This window comes from Defluviimonas sp. D31, assembly GCF_033436765.1.
In the GTDB taxonomy this organism is placed as follows: Bacteria; Pseudomonadota; Alphaproteobacteria; order Rhodobacterales; family Rhodobacteraceae; genus Albidovulum.
Genome location: NZ_JAWQFN010000010.1, coordinates 18,803 through 34,791, shown reverse-complemented (window position 1 = coordinate 34,791; position 15,989 = coordinate 18,803). Strand labels below are relative to the sequence as shown.

The 15,989-nt window shown below is 64.8% G+C and carries 14 protein-coding genes; 7 read left to right on the top strand and 7 right to left on the bottom strand.

The window, feature by feature from the left end; translation table 11 throughout:
• Nucleotides 1–30: 30 nt before the first annotated feature.
• On the top strand, nt 31–1,503 hold the full coding sequence (locus R5H32_RS16350) for an ABC transporter substrate-binding protein (protein ID WP_318339764.1): 1,473 nt from the start codon (nt 31–33) through the stop codon (nt 1,501–1,503).
• 110 nt (nt 1,504–1,613) lie between these two features.
• Entirely contained in the window at nt 1,614–1,955 is a 342-nt protein-coding gene (locus tag R5H32_RS16345) for a cupin domain-containing protein (RefSeq protein WP_318339763.1), read from the top strand.
• A 16-nt stretch (nt 1,956–1,971) separates the two neighbouring features.
• On the opposite strand, the gene R5H32_RS16340 is transcribed toward R5H32_RS16345, so the two are convergent.
• From R5H32_RS16340 to R5H32_RS16310, 7 genes are all read right to left on the bottom strand, one after another.
• Entirely contained in the window at nt 1,972–2,778 is an 807-nt protein-coding gene (locus R5H32_RS16340; RefSeq protein WP_318339762.1) for a L,D-transpeptidase, read from the bottom strand.
• 129 nt (nt 2,779–2,907) lie between these two features.
• Entirely contained in the window at nt 2,908–3,447 is a 540-nt protein-coding gene (locus R5H32_RS16335; protein ID WP_318339761.1) for an HD domain-containing protein, read from the bottom strand.
• A 141-nt stretch (nt 3,448–3,588) separates the two neighbouring features.
• Nucleotides 3,589–4,794, bottom strand: a complete 1,206-nt coding sequence (locus R5H32_RS16330; protein ID WP_318339760.1) for an aminopeptidase P family protein — start codon at nt 4,792–4,794, stop codon at nt 3,589–3,591.
• A gap of 252 nt (nt 4,795–5,046) precedes the next feature.
• The gene (locus tag R5H32_RS16325; protein WP_318339759.1) at nt 5,047–5,478 is read right to left on the bottom strand and encodes a YybH family protein; all 432 of its coding nucleotides are present in this window, start codon (nt 5,476–5,478) and stop codon (nt 5,047–5,049) included.
• A 73-nt stretch (nt 5,479–5,551) separates the two neighbouring features.
• Complete coding sequence (locus R5H32_RS16320) at nt 5,552–6,184, bottom strand: sulfotransferase family protein (protein ID WP_318339758.1); 633 nt, start codon at nt 6,182–6,184, stop codon at nt 5,552–5,554.
• Nucleotides 6,185–6,450: 266 nt separating this feature from the next.
• Nucleotides 6,451–8,544 (bottom strand): acetate--CoA ligase family protein, encoded by a 2,094-nt coding sequence (locus R5H32_RS16315; protein ID WP_318339757.1) that lies wholly within the window; start codon nt 8,542–8,544, stop codon nt 6,451–6,453.
• A gap of 4 nt (nt 8,545–8,548) precedes the next feature.
• Nucleotides 8,549–9,373, bottom strand: coding sequence for an enoyl-CoA hydratase-related protein (locus R5H32_RS16310; RefSeq protein WP_318339756.1), 825 nt, complete (start codon nt 9,371–9,373; stop codon nt 8,549–8,551).
• 124 nt (nt 9,374–9,497) lie between these two features.
• Between R5H32_RS16310 and R5H32_RS16305 the strand changes: the two genes are divergently transcribed.
• The 5 genes from R5H32_RS16305 to R5H32_RS16285 all read left to right on the top strand — a co-directional run bounded on the left by R5H32_RS16305 (nt 9,498) and on the right by R5H32_RS16285 (nt 15,672).
• Complete coding sequence (locus tag R5H32_RS16305) at nt 9,498–10,424, top strand: LysR substrate-binding domain-containing protein (RefSeq protein WP_318339755.1); 927 nt, start codon at nt 9,498–9,500, stop codon at nt 10,422–10,424.
• Nucleotides 10,425–10,595: 171 nt separating this feature from the next.
• Nucleotides 10,596–11,774 (top strand): cell surface protein, encoded by a 1,179-nt coding sequence (locus R5H32_RS16300; protein WP_318339754.1) that lies wholly within the window; start codon nt 10,596–10,598, stop codon nt 11,772–11,774.
• On the top strand, nt 11,771–12,682 hold the full coding sequence (locus R5H32_RS16295; RefSeq protein WP_318339753.1) for a DUF6384 family protein: 912 nt from the start codon (nt 11,771–11,773) through the stop codon (nt 12,680–12,682). The genes R5H32_RS16300 and R5H32_RS16295 overlap by 4 nt, the downstream gene beginning before the upstream one ends.
• 10 nt (nt 12,683–12,692) lie before the next feature.
• The gene (locus tag R5H32_RS16290; protein ID WP_318339752.1) at nt 12,693–14,108 is read left to right on the top strand and encodes a hypothetical protein; all 1,416 of its coding nucleotides are present in this window, start codon (nt 12,693–12,695) and stop codon (nt 14,106–14,108) included.
• A 418-nt stretch (nt 14,109–14,526) separates the two neighbouring features.
• Nucleotides 14,527–15,672, top strand: a complete 1,146-nt coding sequence (locus R5H32_RS16285; RefSeq protein ID WP_318339751.1) for a lytic murein transglycosylase — start codon at nt 14,527–14,529, stop codon at nt 15,670–15,672.
• Nucleotides 15,673–15,989: the final 317 nt, after the last annotated feature.

The following is a 15,989-nucleotide window of genomic DNA, read 5'->3' as shown; positions in this document are numbered from 1 at the left end:
CGCCATGCGGATCACACGGGAGGAGAGAAGATGCTCGACCGGCTGATGAGAAGCGCCGCCGCGCTTGCGCTGCTGAGCGGTGCCGCACTCGCGGCAGAGGACACGATCACGATCGGCATGGTGCTGGAACCGCCCGGGCTCGACCCGACGGCAGGCGCCGCCGCGGCGATCGACGAGGTGGTCTATGCCAATGTGTTCGAGGGGCTCACCCGCTTCGGTCCGGACGGCTCGGTACGCCCCGCCCTGGCCGAAAGCTGGGACGTGGCCGACGATGGCAAGGTCTACACCTTCCACCTGCGGACCGGCGTGACCTTCCACGACGGCACGGCGATGGACGGCGAGGACGTGAAGTTCTCGCTCGACCGCGCCCGCGCCGAGGACAGCGCCAATGCGCAGAAGGCGCTCTTCGCCGGGATCGAGAGCGTCGAGGTCGTGGACCCTGCGACCGTGAAGGTCACGCTGACCGCGCCGGACGGCAACTTCCCCTTCAACATGGCCTGGGGCGACGCGGTGATCGTCGCGCCGGAAACGATCGCCGACGCCGCGACCCGTCCCGTTGGCACCGGCCCCTTCCGCTTCGCGGGCTGGACCCAGGGCGACCGGGTGGAGATCGAGCGCAACCCCGACTACTGGGGCGAACCGGTGGCGCTTTCGAAGGCGACGTTCCGCTTCATCTCCGACCCGACGGCGGCTTTCGCCGCGATGATGGCGGGCGACCTCGACGCCTTCCCGAACTTCCCCGCGCCGGAGACGCTGGCCCAGCTCGCCGCCGATCCGCGCTTCAAGGTCATCGTCGGCTCCACCGAGGGCGAGACGATCCTCGCCATGAACAACAGGCAGCCGCCCCTGGACGACGTGCGCGTGCGCGAGGCGATCGCCCACGCGATCAAGCGGCAGGACATCATCGACGGCGCCATGTTCGGCTACGGCACGCCGATCGGCACCCATTTCGCGCCGCACAATCCCGATTACGTCGACCTGACATCGCTCTCGGGCTACGACCCGGAGAAGTCGAAGGCGCTTCTTGCCGAGGCCGGTGTCGCGGACCTCAGGCTCCGCCTCGCCCTGCCGCCGCCGACCTATGCGCGGCGCGGCGGCGAGATCGTCGCGGCCCAGCTCGCCGCGGTGGGGATCCAGACCGAGATCACCAATGTCGAATGGGCGCAGTGGCTGGAGCAGGTCTTCAAGGGCAAGGATTTCGACCTCACCATCGTCAGCCATACAGAGCCCGCCGACATCAACATCTACGCGCGGCCGGATTACTATTTCCAGTACGCAAGGCCAGACTTCGTCGCGCTGATGGACCGTCTCACGGCGACCACCGACCCGGCGGCGCGGTCCGCGATCCTGAAGGAGGCGCAGGAGATGATCGCGGCCGACTACGTCAACGGCTATCTCTTCCAGCTCGCCAAGACCGGCGTCGCGGATGCGCGGATCGAGGGGCTTTGGGAGAACTCGCCCACCCAGGCCAACGACCTCACGGCGGTGCGCTGGGCTGAATGAGCGGCGCGCCCGCCGGCTGCCGTTGACCGGTCCGCGGCAGAAGCCGTTTGACAAATGCAGGTGGAGCCGGAGAGAAGTCCACAGGTTTCCAACAGCGACAGGATGCTCCGATGCCCAATTTCCTCCGCCTCACCGCCTCGGCCGCCGAACCCGAATACGACGCCCCGCCCGCCGACAAGCTGATCTCGGGCGATCCGCAGTTCACCACCTGGAACGTCGAGGACCGCAACGGGCTCTATTGCGGCATCTGGCAGTCGACGCCGGGCAAATGGCGCATCTCCTACGAGGAATGGGAATATGTCCACGTTCTCGAGGGCCGCTCGGTGATCACCGCCGATGACGGGACCGAGCACCATCTTGCGGCGGGCGACAGCTTCGTCCTGCGTCCGGGCTTCTCCGGCACTTGGGAAGTGCTGGAGACGCTCCGCAAGGAATACGTCATCCTGTCCTGACGGCGCGCGGCCGGTCTCAGGATCCGATGTCGATCCCGACCGGCAGCACCGCGGTCGCGCCATAGATCGTCTCGGGCGAGACGATCGTCGGCGGCAGCTCGCGCCCGCGCGGGCTGTAGCCGGGGCCGACGAGCCGGAGCGATTCCTCGTAGGTCCGCACGTTCACCGTGGTCGGGACCGAGACCCGGTCGTAGAGGTCGATGATATCCTGGTTGAAGAGCCGGATGCAGCCCGCCGAACCGGAATTGCCGATCGAGCCGAGGTCGTTCGTGCCGTGGATCCGGAAGTAGGTGTCACGCTTGCCGCGGTAGAGGTAGAGCGCCCGCGCCCCGAGCGGGCTTGCGAGGCCGCCCGGCACGCCGCTGCTGAATGCGCCATAGACCTCGGGCTGGGTCCGCAGCATGTTGGCCGTGGGCTGCCAGCCCGGCCATTCCTTCTTCTGACGGACGACCGTCGTTCCGCTCATGCTGAGCCCGGCGCGGCCGACCGCGATCGGATAGCGCCAGGCGGTGCCGTCGCTCAGGATGTAGTAGAGAAACTTGGCATGGGGATCGATCTCGATCGTTCCCGGAGCCTCGCGTCCCTCGTAATAGACGAGCTGCCTGCGGTTGGGCCACTCGAGATAGCGCGGCGGCACCGGCGGCAGCAGGTAGTCGTTGTCCTGCAGGGCCTCGTAACCCTCGACCGGGGTGAAGCCGTAGTTCCGGCTGCCGTCGCCCGACGTCTCCGTGAAGACCTCTCCCGAGGTGTTGGTGCAAGACGAGAGGATGGCGCTACCCGCAAACGCCAGGAACGAGCGCCGGGTCGAAAAATAATCTCGCATCATGTATCCAATATCGCGTTTCTTGAACTAACCCTAACATCGAAAACAGCTTTTGCAAAAGCACGTTGATAGGCCGGCCGCTCTACCGTGGCCCCAGGGGCCACCGCGCGGGCGGGAAGGGCGCGCTGACTACGCGCCCGGGCCGAGGGACCGGCGCGCCGCCGCGACGGCCGCAAGGAAGTCGGCACGCGCGGCTTCGGGCAATTCCGGCAGCGCCGCCACGACGGCCTCGGCCCAGTCGACATAGGCGCGGCAGCGGTCGCCGCCCCAGCCCAGCGGCCGCGAGGCCGCGACGGAGCGCACGTTCGAGGTCTTGTCGCCGAGCTTCACCAGCGCCGCGCGCGGCGACTTCGAGCCGGCATGGACGATCTGCAACCGCTTGCGCTCGGCCTTCGGCAGCGCCTTGTCATCGGTCAGCTCGGCGACGACCGCTGCCACCGCCGCACCGAAGGCCCGGGCGATGTCCGGTGCCGTCACGCCCTCGCAATCCTCGACGGAATCGTGCAGCCAGGCCGCGGCGACCGCGATCTCGTCGCCGCCATGGCGCAGAACGAAGCCCGCGACCTCCTCGAGATGGGTGACATAGGGCTCGGACGCGGCGCCCTTGCGGGTCTGGCCCGCATGGGCCTGCCGGGCGAAGGTTTCGGCATGGGTAACAAGATCGGGCAAGACTGCCTCCTGTGGTCGACGCAAGCCGCCATCGCACCGCAGGTGCGGCGCGGCAGAGCGTCGTGATGAAAGGAAAAGGTGGCGCGCCGTCGCCGGCCGCCACCTTCCACCTTAACCCGTCGCGTCACGCCGTCAAGCGGCTCAGCCGACGACGTTGAACTCCGGCCCGTAGGGATACTTGGTGATATCCTCGTTGCCGTCCTCGGTGATGACTAGGATGTCGTGCTCGCGGTAGCCGCCGGCACCGGGCTGGCCCTCGCCGATCGTCAGCATCGGCTCCATCGAGATCACCATGCCGGGTTCCAGCACCGTGTCGATGTCCTCGCGCAGCTCCAGCCCCGCCTCGCGGCCGTAGTAGTGCGAGAGCACGCCGAACGAGTGGCCGTAGCCGAAGGTGCGGTACTGGAGAAGCTGGCGCTCCTCGAAGAAGTCGTTGATCTTCGCGGTGACCTCGGCGCAGGAGACGCCCGGCTTCAGAAGGCTCATCCCGTATTCGTGGGCGGCGACGTTGGCCTCCCAGATCTTCAGCGAGGCCGGGTCCACCTCGCGCACGAACATCGTGCGCTCGAGCGCGGTGTAATAGCCTGAGATCATCGGGAAGGTGTTGAGGCTGAGGATGTCGCCGACCTGCAGCTCGCGCGCGGTGACCGGGTTATGCGCGCCATCGGTATTGATCCCCGACTGGAACCAGACCCAGGTGTCGCGGTACTCGGCCTCTGGAAAGCGCCTGGCGATTTCCAGTTCCATCGCGTCGCGACCCGCCATCGCCACGTCGATCTCGCGCGCCCCGGCCTTGACCGCCTCGCGGATGGCGAAGCCGCCGACGTCGGCGACATTGGCGCCATGCTTGATCAACGCGATCTCGGCGGCGGACTTGTGCATCCGCTGCTTCATAGTCGCCGGCGCGATATCGACGAGTTTCGCGGGCGCGAGGAACGCCTTCAGCTTCTCGGACTGTAGGAGCGTCAGGTGATCGCCCTCGTAGCCGATAGCCTTGCCCGGCCCCGTCACCGACAGGATCGCGCGCCAGTAGTTGTCACGCTGCCAGTCGGTATAGGTGATGTTGTCGCCGTGAGAGCGCCGCCACGGCTGCGCCGCGTCGATCCCGGCCGAGATCGTCACGTCCTCGGTCGCGGTGACGACGAGCGCGTAGGGCCGCCCGAACGAGCAATAGAGAAAGCCCGAATAATAGGCGATGTTGTGCATCGAGGTGAGCACGACCGCATCGACGCCTTGCGCATCCATGATCGCGCGGAGCCCGCCGAGACGCGCGTCGTATTCCGACGCGGCGAAAGGCAGGGTCTTCTCACCCTGGTGGAAGCGGTATGCTCTGGGACGTTCCGTCATTTTTACAGACCTCACTTGATGGGGTCCGGACCTCAGGCAACGGAACCCCGAAAGGTCCCGGCGTACAGGACTGCGGCGGATCGCTCCGCAAGCGGCGGGGCAGATGCCCCTGTGGCGACGCCATCGCCACGGCTCGCCCGCCTTCTAGCGCACCCGGCCCGCCCCCGGCTAGCCGGAAAACGACATCCCATCCTCCGGACGACCGCCCCCGGCTTCTTCATTGCCGAAATACCCCGGCCGCCCGTCGCTGTCTCAGCCCCCGGCGTTCAGCTTCGCCAGCACGTCGAGGAGTGCCGGCGAGAGATCGGTGTGGTGATGGACGATCTTCCATCCCCCGGCCTCGCGGCGGTAGACATTCGTCACCCGGTGCTCGACCTCCGCCGCATGGCCGGCAAGCGTCACCCTGCCCTTCTCCACCCCGGTCTCGACCGCCATGTCGCCGCCGAGCTCGATCTTCTGTTCGAGGAGCGCGATCTCGCCGCCGGTCGCCGCTTTCGCAACCGCACCGAAGGAGGCCACGACATCGGCCTGGCCGAGATTGCGGCCGCCGATCGGATGCTGCGCGGTCGCGCCCGCGCTCGCCGACCAGACCTCGGCCATCGGACCATTGTCGCCATTGGCCATCGCGTTCAGCGCCGCGTAGAACCGCTCCGATGCGGCACGGACATCGCTTTCACTGGACATTCTCGATCCTCCCTTTCCTGAGATCGCGGAACCGGATCGGCCCGCCTGCTGCCGTTTCTACGCCGCCCCGGTCTTACGCCTCGGCCTCGAGACCCGCCTTCAGGGCGCTGAAGAACTCCTCCCTTGCGTTGGTGCGCGGATAGGGCTCGGCCGGAACCTCGGCGCCGAGATAGCCGCAGAGCGGCGCCCAGCCCTCGGACGCGGCGAAACTCAACGCACGGCCCTCCTTCTCCAGCCGGCGCACCGCCTCCACGTTCTCGCGATAGGCCGCGAGGATGCCGTCGCGGTCGGTCCGGCCCCCAAGCGCCTTGCCGACCACCACCGCCTCGACCATCTCGAACCAGGGCTTCGCGTGATCGGGCCAGGCGGACCGGTCGGTCACGACCGGCAGGATCGTCTGCGAGAAGCTCTCGTACCAGCGCTCGGGATCGCGCGCCGAGAGCACGACCTTCGCCTCCGGGAACGCCTCGTGGATCTCGCGCCAGTAGGCGGCGGCGGGGAAATCGACGGCGGCGCCGAACTCCGCAAAGATCGCGCCGAAATCCGGCCGTCCGTTCACCACCTCGGTCCAGAGCGCGACCTGCTCCGGATTGCCGATCACCTCGGCCATGTGGTGGCAGGGTTCGAAGCCGAGCCGTTCGAGCGCGAGCTTCAAGGAATAGGTGCCCGTGCGGCCGAAACCCGCACCGATGATCTTGAGTGCCATGAGCGCGTCCTTCCGTATTTGACGAAATTGGCGATGAGCCTCGAAAAATCAGCCTTGATGGGAAATCCTGCGCCCGGAACGCAAAAAAATCCAACGAAACGATTTCAGGTTTCTTTAGGGAAATCGATCTTGGCCAGTTGGACCTGAGCCTTGTTGTGGATTTCGTGGTCCTGATGAAGACCCGCAGCGTCAAGAACGCGGCCGACAAGCTCGGCAAGACCCGGCCGCCTCCGATTTTGCCGCGGCCGAGGATTGCGACCTTCGTTTCAGGCGACGTCCCGCTGTGCTTTGCAGACCGCTACGATCAGCGCATCGACTGCCACGGCGCCCGTTTCGGTGACCACGACCGGATTGACATCAGCCTCGACGACATGCCCCGCCAATGCCGCGCAGGCGGTGGAGAAGTCGGCCAGCGCCCGCGCCGCGGCGCCGAGGTCGCGCGGTGCTTCCCCGCGCACGCCGTCGATCAGCCGGGCAACCTTCAGCCGGCGGATCATCGCGCTGGCCCTTTCGGGCCCGAAGGGTGCCCGAGCGAACTGGCGCTCATTGAAGTGTTCGACGAGCGTACCGCCGGGCGAAACCATGACCAACGGGCCGAAATCGGGGTCGATAACGCAGCCGAAGGCCAGTTCGATGCCCTTCCCAACCATCTTCTGCACGATCACGCGCGGTCCGAGACGGTTGGCGAGATCGGCATAGGCCGCTTGCAGCGCCCCGTGGCTCTTGAGATCGAGGATCACGCCGCCGAGGTCGCTCTTGTGGTCGATGCCAGCTTCTGCAGTCTTCAGCACGAGCGGAAATCCGAGGGTCTCTGCCGCCTCTCGGAGCGTGTCGGCAGAGTGGCAGATCACGCTTTGTACCACAGGCACGCCGAAATCGGCCAGGAGCGCGAGGCTGCCATGTTCGTCCATCGGCGCGGCGAGCCGCGCGCGCCAGTGCAAGACCCGGTCGGCATCCGCGTCCTTGGCGGCGTCCACCATAGCTGCACGGCGGCGATCGGCCCAGGTCTGGAAGTTGCGCACCGCCGCCATCATGTTTTCCGCCCCGTTCAGGCAGGGCACACCCAACCTCGCCAACTCGTCGCCAAGGGCGCGGTTATGGGTCTGGCCGAAGCTGGAGTAGAAGAAGCAGGGCTTGTCGGTGATCGAGGCCAGCGCCCTGGCCTGCGCGAACACGCCTTCCTCGTAGACGTAGTCGTCGCGCATGTCGGCCTCGAGGCCGAGCATCGAGACTTCGGGGGCGGCGGCCAGCATGCGCAGGCCGCGCTCGAAGACCTTGGGAAATTCGTCGGTGAGGTCCGCAGCGCAGTCGAGCGGGTTCGAGGGCTCAAGCTCCGGCGGAAGGGCCGCGCGCAAGGCTTCCCGAGTGGTCGCGCCGAGCTCGGCCAGCGGCGTGCCGGTTTCGGCCGCGAGATCGACCTGCAGTTCCCGCAATCCGCCGCTGTCAGTGACAAGGCCCACCCCGCCTGGCCCCGGAATTCGGCCCGTCGCGCACAAAAGCGCGGTGTTCATGAGCTCATCCACTGAACCGACCGCGATCGCCCCGCATTCCTCGAAGACCGCCGCATAGGCCGCGTTCGATCCGGCCAGCGCACCGGTATGCGACCGCGCGAGGCGGGCGCTTTCCTCGGTGCGTCCAACCTTGCAGATCACCACCGGGACGCCGCGGTCGCGGGCCGCCTTGAGGCTCTCGATCAGCCCTTGCGGATTGCGCGCGGTTTCCATGAAGACCGCGATCGCCCGCGTGCTCTGGCGGCTCGCGGCATAGGCGATGTACTCGTCGATGGTCGCGCCGATCTCCTGCCCCGGCGAGACCATCAGGTCGAACCGGTAGCGCGGGTCGTTCATGCCGAGCACGGTGAACACACTGCCGGAATGGGCGATCAGGGAGATGCCGCCGGGCGTCAGGTGATCGGCCGGATAGAAGCTCGCCACGGCGCCGGAGCGGGTGTTGATGAACCCCATGCCGGAGCCGCCGCAGACCGGCAGGTCCGCCTCGCGGGCGATGTCCTTCAGTCGGTGCAGGATCGGCGTACCGTCCGCCGTTTCGCCGTGGCAGGAATCGAAGATCACCGCCGAACGCGCGCCCTTGTCGATGGCGTCGATGAGCGCGCGTTCGAGATTGGGCCCGCCGATCCCGAGAACGGCGATGTCGGGGGCATGGTCAAGCTCGGAGATATGGCCGAGAGCGGGGCGGCCGAGGATCTCGCCGCCGCGCGGGTTGACGAAGTCGATCCGGCCCTGGAACCCCCCGCTCAACACCGCGCCGGCAAGCCGCGCGCCGAAAGAGCCGGGCCGCGCCGAGGCGCCGACCACGGCCATAGAGCGGCCCTCGAACATCGCGTTCAATCTGTGCGCCATGGCTTCAGCCCTTGAAATTGGGGTCACGTTTTTCCGCGAAGGCGACGGAGCCTTCGGTGAAATCGTCCGACCGGATCATCTGCTCGTAGAGCGGCATGTCGCTCTTGCCGACCCAGGCGCGGCGCACGGCGGCGTGGGCGGCCTCGGGCGAGCCGTAGGCGTACTTGCGCATGAACTCCTTCAGCGCCCCAGCCACGAGGGGGGCTCCTTGCGCGATCGTCGCCGCAACCTCGCGTGCATGGTCCATGAGCCGGTCGGCGGGCACCACGTCGCGCACGAGGCCCCAGTGCTTCGCCTCGTCGGCATACATCTTGCGCCCGGTCAGGATCAGCTCCATCGCCACGTTGTAGGGAATGCGATGGTGCAGCTTCTGGATCGCGCCGGCGTCGGGCAGGAAGCCGCGCTGCATCTCCGGCAGCCAGAAATAGGCATCCTCGGCGCAGACGATGACATCGCCGCCCAGCGCCAGCTCGAAGCCGCCGCCGATGGCGCCGCCAGCCAGCGCGACGATCACCGGCTTGTAAAGGCTGAAGAACTCCGGCAGCCCGCCGAGCCCGCCGGGGCCGAGGTCGAAGCCCTGTTCGGCATCCACGCTTTCGCCTGCGGCGAAGGCCTTCAGGTCCCAGCCAGCAGAAAAGATGTTCTTGGCATTGCCCGCGCTCGACAGGATCGCGACCCTGAGGTCGGGATTGTCGTTCAACTCCTTGAAGGCGGCATACATCGCCCGGCTCAGCGACAGGTCGATCGCGTTGACCGGCGGCCGGTTCATCGCGACTTCCATCACATGACCGCTGACCGTCACCTGCACCCGGTCCGACATGACGTTCATCCAGATACCCTCATGATGTGCAGCGAGGCGTCCGTCGCATCTCGCGAATAATCGTTGATTTCTCCGTGGCTCCCAGCCAAAGAAAAGCGGGAAACGGTTCATCCTATCATGAAGGAAATTCATGATGCGCTATTGGAGGCAGATCCCGCCGCTGAAATCGCTCTTCGCGCTCGAAGCGGCCGCGCGCCACGCGAGCTTCTCGCGCGCCGCTGAGGAGCTGAACGTGAGCCAGTCGGCGGTCAGCCATGCCGTCTCGACGGCCGAAGCCTTTCTGGGGACAAAGCTGATCGACCGGACGAGCCGGCCGATCAGCCTGACCCCCGAAGGAAAGGCCTACGTCGCCACGCTGGCCAGTTTTTTCACGCAGCTCGCGGCCGAGACCGACACGCTGCGACGGCGGAAGGTCAAGAACGTCCTGACGATTTCCTGTAACCTCGCCTATGGCAACTACTGGCTGTTGCCGCGGCTCAAGGGCTTCCACGCGGCGCATCCTGATCTCCAGGTGAACATGGTCACGACCTACCAGGGGCTGGCCTCGCTGGATGACGGCATCGATGTCGCCATCCGCTTCGGACGCGGCGACTGGCCGGGATGCACGTCACGGCTGCTGTTTCACGAGCGCATCGTTCCGGTCGCCTCACCGGACTACGTGGAGCGGAACGCGCCGGTGCGGCAGCCGGTCGATCTTCTTGACCATGTGTTGCTGCACGCGCTTTCCGTAGAAAAGTCCTGGTACGACTGGCAGCAGTGGTTCGCCCATTTCGGCGTTGCGACCGCAGGGGCGCTGCCCGGACCGGCATTCGACAACCATCTCCTGATGATGCAGGCCGCTCTGAGTGGCAGGGGAGTGGCGCTTGGCTGGATCGGAACTGCGTCCGATTTCCTGAGGCAACGTCTGCTGGTGAAGGTTCTCGACGCCCCGATCGTCCTGCAAGATGGCCTCCACGCCGTCGTGCGTCGCCAGCGGGATGAGCGGATCGAGCGGTTTCTCGACTGGATCACCGAGCGCGCGGAGACAGAAGCCGACACCCTCACCGAACCGTTCCGCTGAGGATTCCCGGCGACCAGACCGCCAGGCGAGAGCTTGTTTCCGTAACCGAAACAGGTTCTTCCAATCCCGAGTGCAATCCGTATGATATTTCGCGGGCTGTTTACCCGCCATCGCGGCTTTGCCGGAACTTTTCCGATTTGGAACCACCATACGGAACTGGGGGGATCTTTGATGACTACTGACCTTTCACCAATGCAATATCTTGACCGTGCGATGAACCAACTCCACGACCTTGGTCTTCTTCCCGAGGCGGGTGTGGCGACAAGTGAAGAGCCGATAATCTCGCTGCTGAATCAGATTTCGGATCTGGATGAAGCTAAAGTCACGTCGATCGCGCGTACGCTAAGCCAGGCGGCCGTATTCAACGACGTGGTTCGTCAGCAAGTCCAGGCCATGGATGTGGGCGAACGGTACAACGAGATCACCGACGCGTTCGATAGCATCCGGGAGGACGCCCGGTCCATGGTTGACCAGGTGGAAGATGGGCGGGTCGATACGTTCGAACGCCTCGGCAATATCTGGATGAAGGTGACCCGCGGCGATATCGCGACACGGTTTGACAAGATCAAGTCCACCTATCTCGACGTATCGGCCGCGACGCAGGATCAAATCGAGCGCGAGCAGAAGATCCTTGGTGCGTATCAGGATTTCCGAGGCGCTCTGAAAGAGGCGGAAGTCCTTGCTTTCGAGGTGCTGGAAAAGGCGGCGGCGGAACTCGACAAGGCCAAGTCGGCCGTGAGCGAGGCGATGGCGGCGGTCGAAGCCTATCAGGGCGATGTCATGGCGGATCGCGCGCGGCTGGAGATGCAGCGCGACGAGAAAGTCCGCGCCTTGCAGGCCGAGGAAAAACGCTACCAGATTGCGAAGGATCTCTCGGACAACCTGACGATCAGCTACAATACGTCCGAGGTTGTGATGGCCCGCCTCCTGCAAACGACAAATGCAAAAGAGCGCGTCTATTCGCAGGCAATCAGTTTCTTCTCGACGAACGAAGTTGTTCTGACGGCACTGACCGCTTCGTTCACGGGGCTGTTCGGGCTTCACGAGAGCACCCAGACCGTTGAAGCGATGAAGGAAGGTGTCAGCCGTTCGCTGGAGGACCTGGCCGATATCGGCGGGAAAGTTCAGGAAGCGGCACTCGAAACCGGATACGGCCCGACGGTTCGCGCGGACGCGGTGACAAAGCTCGTCGACTCCGTCGTCAGTTGGCAGGAGCGGTCACACGAAATCATCGAGGAAATGCGACGGCAGAGCACTGCGAACGCGGCTGAAATCCGCGAAGCCGTCGAGGACGGCAAGCAGCGACTTGCCCGGCTCGCCGACCAGGGCAAGGGGCTCGAGGCGCTATGACCGAAGGGGATGTGGGGGCCGCGAACTCCCGCCAGCCCCTCGACGAAGTCATGATGGCAATGGATGTCGTCGACACGCTCAGGCGGCGTGAAAGGCTGGTAGAGACGGAATTGAGTGACGCCAACCGCCGGGCGCAATTGAAGGACCGTCTGAGAGAGATCTACGAAGCACAGGGCATCGAGGTTCCGGACCGGATTCTTGAGGAAGGTGTCGCGGCGCTCGCTGAGGATCGTTTCGTTTTTGATCCGCCGCAGGACAGCCTCTCCGTGAGGATGGCGAACCTGTACGTTTCGCGTGGCAGGTGGGGAAAATGGCTTCTCGCCGGCCTCGCCATTGCCGCTGTCTTCGTCGCGGTGAATTACTTCACGGTTACGCAGCCCAATAGCCGGATAGGCAGCGATCTCACGGCGGTCTACGAGGACATCCAGGAAATAACGACCTCGGAGGAAGCGCTTTCCGGGGCGGGAGCGATCATGCAGGACGGACGCGATGCGCTCTCGCGCGGAGATGCGGACGCTGCTCGAGAGGCGCTTAACTCTCTCGAAGCACTGCGCGCACTTCTGAATGTGCAATACTCACTGCAAATCGTGAACCGTCCCGACGAGCTCAGCGGTGTATGGCGGGTGCCGGACGTAAACACGAACTCACGCAACTATTACCTCATCGTCGAGGCCGTCGACCGTTCAGGCCGCGTGGTCGCAATCCCTGTCCGGAACGAGGAGACCGGTAATACGCAGACGGTCTCGACCTGGGGATTGCGCGTCGATCAGAACACTTTCGAGTCAGTTGCCGACGACAAGCTGGATGACGGCATCATCCAGAACAACATCGTCGGCGAAAAGCCACGGGGAGCGCTTGAACCGGAATACACGATTCCGACGTCCGGCGGCGCCATTACCGCATGGTAGGTGAGAAAACATGATCACCGGAAGACAGGCCCTGGGATCAATCGAGAGTTCGCTTGCCAGCGAACGGGCAGAAATTGACCAGATGGAAGCCCGACTTCGGGGCCTTCTCGGCGACGAAGAGGGTCTACGAAAGGAGGATCTGGAAGATTTCCGCAGGCTGGCGAAACTGCGGCTTGACGAACTGCTGGAAGGCCGGGTCTTCGGCGAAATCGAGCGGGTCGAACGCCAGGCAGTCACGCTTCTTGCGGAGCGCGATCAGGCCAAGGCGAAAGTCGATGAGGAGCTTGCGGGCATCGAACGGGAACTGACTTCCCTGAAGGCGCAGCGTGATGCGAAATCCGATTCCATTGACGGCCTGGAAGCGGAAATCGGCCGGGCCGAAGACGCGACGCGCACTCGTCTTGAGCAGGACCGCGAGTACTCGGCCCAGGCGGAGGCGGCGCGCAAACTCGATATCCAGGCGGCCAATGCCGAAGAAAAGGCAAGCCAGAGTGAAGGCGAGCTGTCCGCAAAGGGGGCGGCCTACGAGAGCAACGCGCTTTTCATGTACCTCTGGAACCGCAAGTATCGCACAGCCGAGTATTCGGCATTTCCGCTCTTTCGCTGGCTTGACGGGCGTGTGGCACGCCTCATCGGATACGATGACGCCCGCGCCAATTTCTCCAGACTAAGGGAAATCCCTAAACGGTTGCGCGAACATGCCGACAGGCTCGATTCGGAGGCGGATGCCGAAGACCAGAGGCTCATGGACTTGTGGCAGAAGGCTCGTCAGGCGGACGGGATCGGCGCGCTGGATGCCAAGAAGGAGGCCGCCGAAGGCGAGCTTGAAGAAATAGATGCCGCCATCGACGCGGCAACGGCGAGGCAGAATGCACTGCTCGAGGAACGCGCCAGTTTTGCCGCTGGCGAGGATCAAAACAGCAAGGCGGCGATCGACCTCCTGGCCGAAGAGTTTCGGCAGGCAGACCTCGCCAAATTGTTGAGGGACGCGCAAGAAACACTTCGTACCGAGGATGACCGGATCGTCAGTAACCTTGTTGCCCGGCGGCGAGAACAGCAGCAGATCGACGCAAGCCGAGTGCAACTTAAAGAGGCCCTGGATCGGCGAATTCAACGCCTGAACGAGCTTGGCTCCGTAGCGAGCGAATTCAAGAGACGCAGGTATGCGCAGTCTGATTCCCGGTTTCGGGATGGCGTCCTGATCTCGATGATGCTGCGCGATCTCCTGGAAGGCTCGCTCGCAAGGGATACGTTCTGGGGAGAGCTCAATCGTCAGCACAGCAGACGTCGACCCGCTCCCGGTCCTGACATGCGACCGCGAGGTCCAATCGTGTTTGGCGGCGGGAGTCCGTCTCGTCGTTCGGGAGGGTTCGGCGGCGGACGCCGGTCCTCGGGCGGCGGCTTCCGGACTGGTGGAGGCTTCTGACTTACTGGATCCGCGAGTTTCTCTGCGCAAGAAGGCCGAGGTATCGGAGCAGAGCGCGCTTGCAATGGGGGCAAGACCTTGTGCCGCGCCCGGCTGGTGCCCCTCGGCGAGAACAGCGCGCGGTTCCGGAAGAAACTGGCTCGGGGGGTGAGACCGCGCTTCAAGTTTGAATGATCGAAGACCGAGGCGTGGACGGCGCCGGCCATCTGCAAGGTTCGCATTCGCTGCAAGCGTTTCATGGCTTGCTCTCGTCGTCGGAATGGCAGGTCTGAATTCTCCGACCGATTGCACAACCAGCGGCCGGTCTTCTGCATGCCGGCATTGCCAATGTCTTACATTGCCAGAGGTGGCTCCGCATTGCGCGCCGGCCCCGATCCGTTACGATGGCCGTTCAAACGAGCCCATTGCAGGCAAAGACATGAGCATCACAAGACGTCACTTCGGGTTGGGTATCGCTGCCTGTGGCCTTGCCGCGTGTAGTGGGACTGCACCGCTGGCCGTTGCCGGCGGCGGAGATGCAGGATTGGCCTCGGATGTTCGGCCCGTTCCAAATCCGGGCTACGACACATGGGTGTCCGCGTTCCGCAGCCGCGCTCCCGGCTACGGCCTGTCAGAGACGACCCTTGCGTCGGGGTTTCGGGATGCCGGCTATCTTCCCGGTGTCGTCACGCGTGACCGCAATCAGACCGAATTCACGCGCAGTCTGGAGGATTACCTTTCCATTGCCGCCTCTGACGAACGCGTGAGCAAAGGCCGCGCCGCGTTCGCCCGCCACCGGAACACTCTCCAGGCGCTGGAAGACAGATTCGGCGTTGACGGGAAAATCATCGCGGCAATCTGGGGGCTGGAGAGCTTTTACGGCGAGCGCCGGGGCGATGTGCCGGTCATATCTGCCACATCGACGCTCGCCTATGACGGGCGGCGCGGCGCCTTCTTTGAGAAGCAGCTCATTGCCGCTCTCAAGATCCTGCAAAACGGCGATATCGGTGTGGCTCGCATGACCGGCAGCTGGGCCGGCGCCATGGGGCACACGCAGTTCATTCCAACCTCCTACCTGGCTTTCGCAGTCGATTTCACAGGTGACGGGCGCCGAGACATCTGGTCCGAAGACCCGAGCGACGCGCTGGCGTCCACCGCCGCCTATCTTCAGCGCAGCGGCTGGACCCGCGGCGTGCGCTGGGGCAGCGAGGTCGGTGACGGTGCGAATGCCGGCAGCATCATCCAACCCCAGCCTGGCGGACCGCGCTTTGCGGTCACGGGCAATTACCGTGCGATCAAGCGATACAACAACTCGGATGCCTATGCGATTGGGGTTGGCCACCTCGCCGACCGTATCGGCGGGGCCGGTCCGCTGCGCACAAGTTTTCCGCCTGATGCAAACGGCATGACCAAGGCGGATCGCAAGGCTTTGCAGGAGCGCCTGACCGCGATGGGCTTCGATACTGGCGGCACCGATGGTGTGATCGGTCCCAACACACGCCGCGCCATAAGTGATTACCAGTCAAGCCGCGGCCTCAGCGCAACGGGCGAGCCTTCATTGGCGTTGCTGCGCAGTCTCGGCTAGGTCATGTTTGTCCGGCGTGAGCACTCTCCGGACGGATTTGACGGGCCGAGAAACGCGGAGTTCCGGTTCATCGAAGCCATCAGGGAACGAAAATGGACAAGACGTCCGGAACATCGAAGGACACGGCCGACAGGCTTGTCCGTGGGATCAAGCGGAATACCCGCAACCACTAGTCCGCGGAAGCGAAGATCCGGATCGTCCTGGCGGGTCTGCACGGCGAGGAGAGCATCTTCGCGCTTTGCCGACGTGCGTCACGAAGACGAGCGCCGGCCCGGTCTCTCGGAGGCGCGCGGCCTTGGCGCCCAGCGGCGCCGGAA

Coding starts and splice junctions, on each gene's coding strand:
- R5H32_RS16305 (WP_318339755.1), top strand. CDS start 9,498: ATGCGCTATTGGAGGCAGATCCCGCCGCTGAAATCGCTCTTCGCGCTC.
- R5H32_RS16320 (WP_318339758.1), bottom strand. CDS start 6,184: ATGGCACTCAAGATCATCGGTGCGGGTTTCGGCCGCACGGGCACCTAT.
- R5H32_RS16340 (WP_318339762.1), bottom strand. CDS start 2,778: ATGCGAGATTATTTTTCGACCCGGCGCTCGTTCCTGGCGTTTGCGGGT.
- R5H32_RS16345 (WP_318339763.1), top strand. CDS start 1,614: ATGCCCAATTTCCTCCGCCTCACCGCCTCGGCCGCCGAACCCGAATAC.
- R5H32_RS16285 (WP_318339751.1), top strand. CDS start 14,527: ATGAGCATCACAAGACGTCACTTCGGGTTGGGTATCGCTGCCTGTGGC.
- R5H32_RS16295 (WP_318339753.1), top strand. CDS start 11,771: ATGACCGAAGGGGATGTGGGGGCCGCGAACTCCCGCCAGCCCCTCGAC.
- R5H32_RS16315 (WP_318339757.1), bottom strand. CDS start 8,544: ATGGCGCACAGATTGAACGCGATGTTCGAGGGCCGCTCTATGGCCGTG.
- R5H32_RS16325 (WP_318339759.1), bottom strand. CDS start 5,478: ATGTCCAGTGAAAGCGATGTCCGTGCCGCATCGGAGCGGTTCTACGCG.
- R5H32_RS16300 (WP_318339754.1), top strand. CDS start 10,596: ATGACTACTGACCTTTCACCAATGCAATATCTTGACCGTGCGATGAAC.
- R5H32_RS16350 (WP_318339764.1), top strand. CDS start 31: ATGCTCGACCGGCTGATGAGAAGCGCCGCCGCGCTTGCGCTGCTGAGC.
- R5H32_RS16330 (WP_318339760.1), bottom strand. CDS start 4,794: ATGACGGAACGTCCCAGAGCATACCGCTTCCACCAGGGTGAGAAGACC.
- R5H32_RS16290 (WP_318339752.1), top strand. CDS start 12,693: ATGATCACCGGAAGACAGGCCCTGGGATCAATCGAGAGTTCGCTTGCC.
- R5H32_RS16310 (WP_318339756.1), bottom strand. CDS start 9,373: ATGAACGTCATGTCGGACCGGGTGCAGGTGACGGTCAGCGGTCATGTG.